Origin of the sequence: Sphingobium sp. MK2 (assembly GCF_040170545.1) — a bacterium.
Taxonomy (GTDB): Bacteria; Pseudomonadota; Alphaproteobacteria; order Sphingomonadales; family Sphingomonadaceae; genus Sphingobium.
Window position 1 is genome coordinate 1 of record NZ_JAZDXA010000004.1, and the last position, 4,979, is coordinate 4,979.

At 63.6% G+C, this 4,979-nt stretch carries 5 protein-coding genes and 2 tRNA genes; 3 read left to right on the forward strand and 4 right to left on the reverse strand.

Annotation, left to right across the window (positions count from 1 at the left end):
- Nucleotides 1-59: 59 nt before the first annotated feature.
- From rpsA to aroA, 4 genes are all read right to left on the reverse strand, one after another.
- The gene (gene rpsA, locus V2I08_RS02865; protein WP_037480069.1) at nt 60-1,772 is read right to left on the reverse strand and encodes a 30S ribosomal protein S1; all 1,713 of its coding nucleotides are present in this window, start codon (nt 1,770-1,772) and stop codon (nt 60-62) included.
- Nucleotides 1,773-1,942: 170 nt separating this feature from the next.
- Nucleotides 1,943-2,578 carry a (d)CMP kinase gene (gene cmk / locus V2I08_RS02870; RefSeq protein ID WP_349633835.1) on the reverse strand — a complete coding sequence of 212 codons (636 nt, stop codon included), beginning with the start codon at nt 2,576-2,578 and terminating at the stop codon, nt 1,943-1,945.
- On the reverse strand, nt 2,575-2,823 hold the full coding sequence (locus V2I08_RS02875) for a hypothetical protein (protein WP_349633836.1): 249 nt from the start codon (nt 2,821-2,823) through the stop codon (nt 2,575-2,577). The genes cmk and V2I08_RS02875 overlap by 4 nt, the downstream gene beginning before the upstream one ends.
- Nucleotides 2,820-4,130 carry a 3-phosphoshikimate 1-carboxyvinyltransferase gene (aroA, locus tag V2I08_RS02880; RefSeq protein ID WP_405053617.1) on the reverse strand — a complete coding sequence of 437 codons (1,311 nt, stop codon included), beginning with the start codon at nt 4,128-4,130 and terminating at the stop codon, nt 2,820-2,822. The genes V2I08_RS02875 and aroA overlap by 4 nt, the downstream gene beginning before the upstream one ends.
- Before the next feature lie 177 nt (nt 4,131-4,307).
- Here aroA and V2I08_RS02885 point away from each other — a divergent pair, with 177 nt between their 5' ends.
- The 3 genes from V2I08_RS02885 (at nt 4,308) to V2I08_RS02895 (ending at nt 4,976) form a co-directional block, all read left to right on the forward strand.
- Entirely contained in the window at nt 4,308-4,643 is a 336-nt protein-coding gene (locus V2I08_RS02885) for an FYDLN acid domain-containing protein (RefSeq protein ID WP_037480080.1), read from the forward strand.
- An 88-nt stretch (nt 4,644-4,731) separates the two neighbouring features.
- Nucleotides 4,732-4,807 (forward strand) — tRNA-Ala (locus V2I08_RS02890).
- 93 nt (nt 4,808-4,900) lie between these two features.
- Nucleotides 4,901-4,976 (forward strand) — tRNA-Ala (locus V2I08_RS02895).
- Nucleotides 4,977-4,979 lie beyond the last annotated feature (3 nt).

A 4,979-nucleotide genomic window follows, 5' to 3' on the forward strand; every position in this document is an offset into this window, starting at 1 on the left:
GCCCGCCGGGATCATGATCCCGGCGGGCTGTCCTGATTAGCCGAATTTGACGGGAAGGCTTAGCCTTCGGTCTTGGCCTTGAGCGCTTCGCCCAGAATGTCGCCCAGCGACGCGCCGCTGTCGGACGAACCGTACTGCGCGACAGCCTGCTTCTCTTCGGCGATCTGCATCGCCTTGATCGAGAAGGTGGGCTTCTTGGCACGGTCGAAGCCGGTGATCATGGCGTCGAACTTCTGGCCGATCTGGAAGCGTTCCGAACGCTGTTCGTCACGGTCACGGCCAAGGTCGCTGCGCTTGATGAAGCCGGTGGCACCATCATCGCCAGCCTGGACTTCCAGGCCGCCGTCGCGGACTTCAAGAACGGTCACGGTGACGATCGCATTCTTGTTGAGACCGGCAGCAGCAGCGGTCGTGCCGCCAGCGGCCGGACCACCACGCTCAAGCTGCTTCATGCCGAGGCTGATGCGCTCCTTCTCGACGTCGATGTCGAGAACGACAGCCTGAACGGCCTCGCCCTTGCGGTGCAGCGCCAGCGCGTCTTCGCCCGAAATGCCCCACGCGATGTCGGACATGTGGACCATGCCGTCGACGTCGCCGTCCAGGCCAATGAACAGGCCGAACTCGGTCGCATTCTTGACTTCGCCCTCGACGGTCGAACCGATCGGGTGACGTTCGGCAAAGCTGTCCCAAGGATTGCTCTGGGCCTGCTTGAGGCCGAGCGAGATGCGGCGCTTTTCGGGATCGACTTCGAGGACCAGAACTTCGACTTCCTGGCTGGTCGAAACGATCTTGCCGGGGTGAACGTTCTTCTTGGTCCAGGACATTTCGGACACATGGACCAAGCCTTCGATGCCGGCTTCCAGTTCGACGAATGCACCATATTCGGTGATGTTCGTGACGCGGCCCGACAGCTTGGCACCGACGGGGTACTTGGCCGATGCGCCTTCCCACGGATCGCTTTCAAGCTGCTTCATGCCGAGCGAGATGCGCTGCGTGTCGCGGTTGATGCGGATGATCTGCACCTTCACCGTGTCGCCGATGTTGATCATCTCATTGGGGTGGTTGATGCGCTTGTACGACAGGTCGGTGACGTGCAGCAGGCCATCAATGCCGCCCAGGTCAACGAACGCACCATAGTCGGTGATGTTCTTGACGACGCCTTCGATGATCTGACCTTCGGCCAGCGTCTGGATAAGGCCGCTGCGCTGTTCGGCGCGGGTTTCTTCCAGAATGGCGCGACGCGACACGACGATGTTGCCGCGACGGCGATCCATCTTGAGGATCTGGAAGGGCTGCGGAATGTCCATCAGCGGGGTGACGTCGCGCACGGGGCGGATGTCGACCTGGCTACCGGGCAGGAAGGCCACCGCGCCGTCGAGATCGACGGTGAAGCCACCCTTGACGCGGCCGAAGATGACGCCTTCGACGCGCGCGCTCTCGGTGAACTCGGCTTCCAGCTTGTCCCAGGCGGCTTCGCGGCGGGCGCGGTCACGCGACAGCATGGCTTCGCCATGGGCGTTTTCGACGCGATCGACATAGACTTCGACTTCGTCGCCGACCTTGATGTCAGCCTTTTGACCCGGCATCGCGAATTCGCGCAGTGGGACGCGCCCTTCGGACTTCAGACCTACGTCGATGACGGCCAGGTCGTTTTCGATGGCGGTAACGGTGCCCTTGACGACGCGGCCTTCGAAGCCGCCGTCCTCACCACCGAGGGAATCATTGAGAAGCGCGGCGAAATCGTCGCGCGTGGGGAATGCCGTAGAGGCCATGTGTAGTCCTTCACTCGTCGTTGCTGGCCAATCGGTTGTATCCGATGGTCTTTGGCCAAACTGTCCCGGACGCCTCATGCGGCAGGGACACCCGTTACCGCGAAAATGTTCGCGGACGCGCAGACGAGAAAAGCGAAAAGGGCGCGCGGAATACCGCACGCCTTGACGGGTCAGCTTCTGAAGCGACCTTCAAGCTGGGCGTCCACAAGCGCAATCGCCTGGCGGACGGCCGCGTCTATAGACAAATCGCTGGTGTCTAGCAAGTCCGCACCATCTGCGACTTTGAGCGGCGCATGGTCGCGGCTCATGTCGCGGGTGTCGCGCGCCTGGATGTCGGCTACAAGCGAGTCCATGTCAGGATGGCCACCATGCGCCAGCGCATCCTGATAGCGGCGTTGGGCGCGGACATGGACGCTGGCGGTGACGAATAGCTTGGCGTGGGCGTCGGGCGCGATGACGGTGCCGATGTCGCGCCCGTCCAATATCGCGCCGCCTGGCTGAGTCGCGAAATCGCGCTGTCGCTTGACGAGGGCGTCGCGCACCGCCTGATGCACGGAGACGCGCGAGGCCAAGCTGCCGACAGCTTCGCTGCGCAGCGCCGGATCGGCCAGGGTTTCGTCGTCAAACGCGCAGGCTGCGAGCGTGTCGGATTCGATGTCGGGATCGCCGCCTGCCTTCAACACGGCGAGGCCGACCGCGCGGTAAAGCAGGCCGGTGTCGAGCACGGGCAGGGCGTAATGGCGACCAAGCGCCTTGGCGATGGTGCCCTTGCCCGATGCGGCGGGGCCGTCGACGGCGATGATCATGCGGATTTTCTTTTCATGGCTTTGACGAGGCCCAGCAGGGCGATGAGGGTCCAGACGATTTCCAGCGCCATCGACGCCAGGTTGAAATGCACGGTCAGCGACCAGATGAGCAGCAGCGAACCGACAAGGTTCAACAGATTGAAAAAGACAAAGTTCATCTGCTTGGCGATATTGCTGTAGGCATAAGCGACCACCATCAGAGCGCTGCCCGCCAGGCCGATGATATTGGCCCAGTCAAAGCTCATGCTATTGCGCCCAGCGTCTGGAGCAGGGCGGTGAAGGTCGGGAAGCTGGTGGCGACCGGGCGCATGTCATCGATCGTCACGCCATCGCGCGATACGAGGCCCGCGACGGCGAAGCTCATGGCGATGCGGTGATCGAGCTTTGTAGCGATCGGCCCGCCGCCCTTGATCGGTGCGCCGCCGCTGCCCTCGATGATGAGGCCGTCTTCCAATTCCTCGACCGTAACGCCGATCGCGCGGAGGCCCGCTGCCATGGTGGCGATGCGATCCGATTCCTTGACGCGCAATTCGTCCAGCCCGCGAAAGACGCTGCGCCCCTGCGCCAGGGCGGCGGCGATGAAGGCGATGGGATATTCGTCGATCATGCTGGGTGCGCGCGCCGGATCAGGCTCGACGCCCTGGAGGGCGGAAGCGGTGACGATCAGGTCGCCCACGGGTTCGCCGCCGACTTCGCGGGCGTTGACGACTTCGATGGAACCACCCATTTCGCGGAGCAGGTCGATGAGGCCTGCGCGCGTGGCGTTGAGGCCGACATTGCCGATCGTTACCTTCGAACCTGGCACCAGCAGCGCGGCGACCATCGGGAAGGCGGCGGAGGAAGGATCGCCGGGCACGATAATCTGCTGCGGCTGCAATTCCGCTTCGCCGACCAGCGTGATGATGCGGGTGCCGTCGGCTTCCACTTCTACATGCAAGTCCGCGCCGAATCCTCGCAGCATCCGTTCGCTATGGTCGCGGGTCGGGATCGGCTCGACGACGCGGGTGATGCCCGGCGTGTTGAGGCCCGCCAGCAGGATGGCCGACTTCACCTGTGCCGAGGCGACGGGCAGGCGATAGTCGAGCGGCACGGCGGGGCAGGCACCGCGCATCGTGAGCGGCAAGCGGCCGCCGGGGCTGGCGGTGAAGCTGGCGCCCATCTGCGCCAGTGGGTCGGTGACCCGCGCCATGGGGCGTTTGCTGAGCGAGGCATCGCCGATGAAGGTCGCGGTCAGATCATGGCTGGCGAGCAGGCCCATGAGCAGGCGCGTCGAGGTGCCGCTATTGCCCATGTCGAGCGCGCCCTCCGGCTGGAGCAGGCCGCCGACGCCCACGCCATGGATATACCAGATGCCATCGGCGTCGCGTTGAATGTCCGCGCCCATCGCGCGCATGGCGGCGGCGGTGGCCAGCACGTCCTCGCCCTCCAGCAGACCTTCGACCCGGCTTTCGCCCACGGCCAGCGCCGAGAGCATCAGCGATCGGTGCGAAATGCTCTTGTCCCCCGGCACGGTCACGCTGCCCGAAAGCGCGGGTGCGGCGGTGAATGTCATCGGGCGGGGCGGTTCGGCGGCAGCGGTCACGGTTCGTCCAGTCTGGTCTGGCGGGAAAAAATGCGCCCGGCTTTTGACAGCGCGCTTGGGCTATGGCAAGGCGCGCGACGTTTCGTGGGCAACAGCCGTTGCGCCGCGTAAAGTCTATTTGAGCATCTAAAAAGGAACAGGCCGGACATGGTGAAGGCTGAATGGGGCACGAAACGGACCTGCCCGAAATGCGCAACCCGCTTCTATGATCTGGGCAAGGACGATCCGGTCGTCTGCATCAACTGCAACGCGGCCTGGGAACCGGAGCCGGTTCTCAAGTCGAAGCAGCCGCTTCCTTATGAAGAAGCGCCCAAGAAGGTCATCGAGACCGCTGACGGCAAGCTGGAAACGGCCGACGATGATCTGGACCTGGATCTGGACGTCGATGATGATGGCGATTCGCCGGATAATGACGTCGATCTGGGCGGTGACGACGACCTGGGTGTCGAAGCCGCGGGCGACGACGATAGCGATGACAATTAACTGATTTTTGTTCTTGCCAACGAGGTTGCTGCGACTTAATGGCAGCGACCTCGCAGGTGCCAACCCAAGGGCGCTTGATGATGGTGACGGGGCCTTAGCTCAGCTGGGAGAGCGCCTGCATGGCATGCAGGAGGTCAGCGGTTCGATCCCGCTAGGCTCCACCATCCTTACATCCGACCGACGGCCTGATCCTGTGCGGGATTTGCCGGACAGCGTTTGATCCATGTGGCGTGCGGCCTTTTGCACCACGCCCAAATGGGGCCTTAGCTCAGCTGGGAGAGCGCCTGCATGGCATGCAGGAGGTCAGCGGTTCGATCCCGCTAGGCTCCACCATTT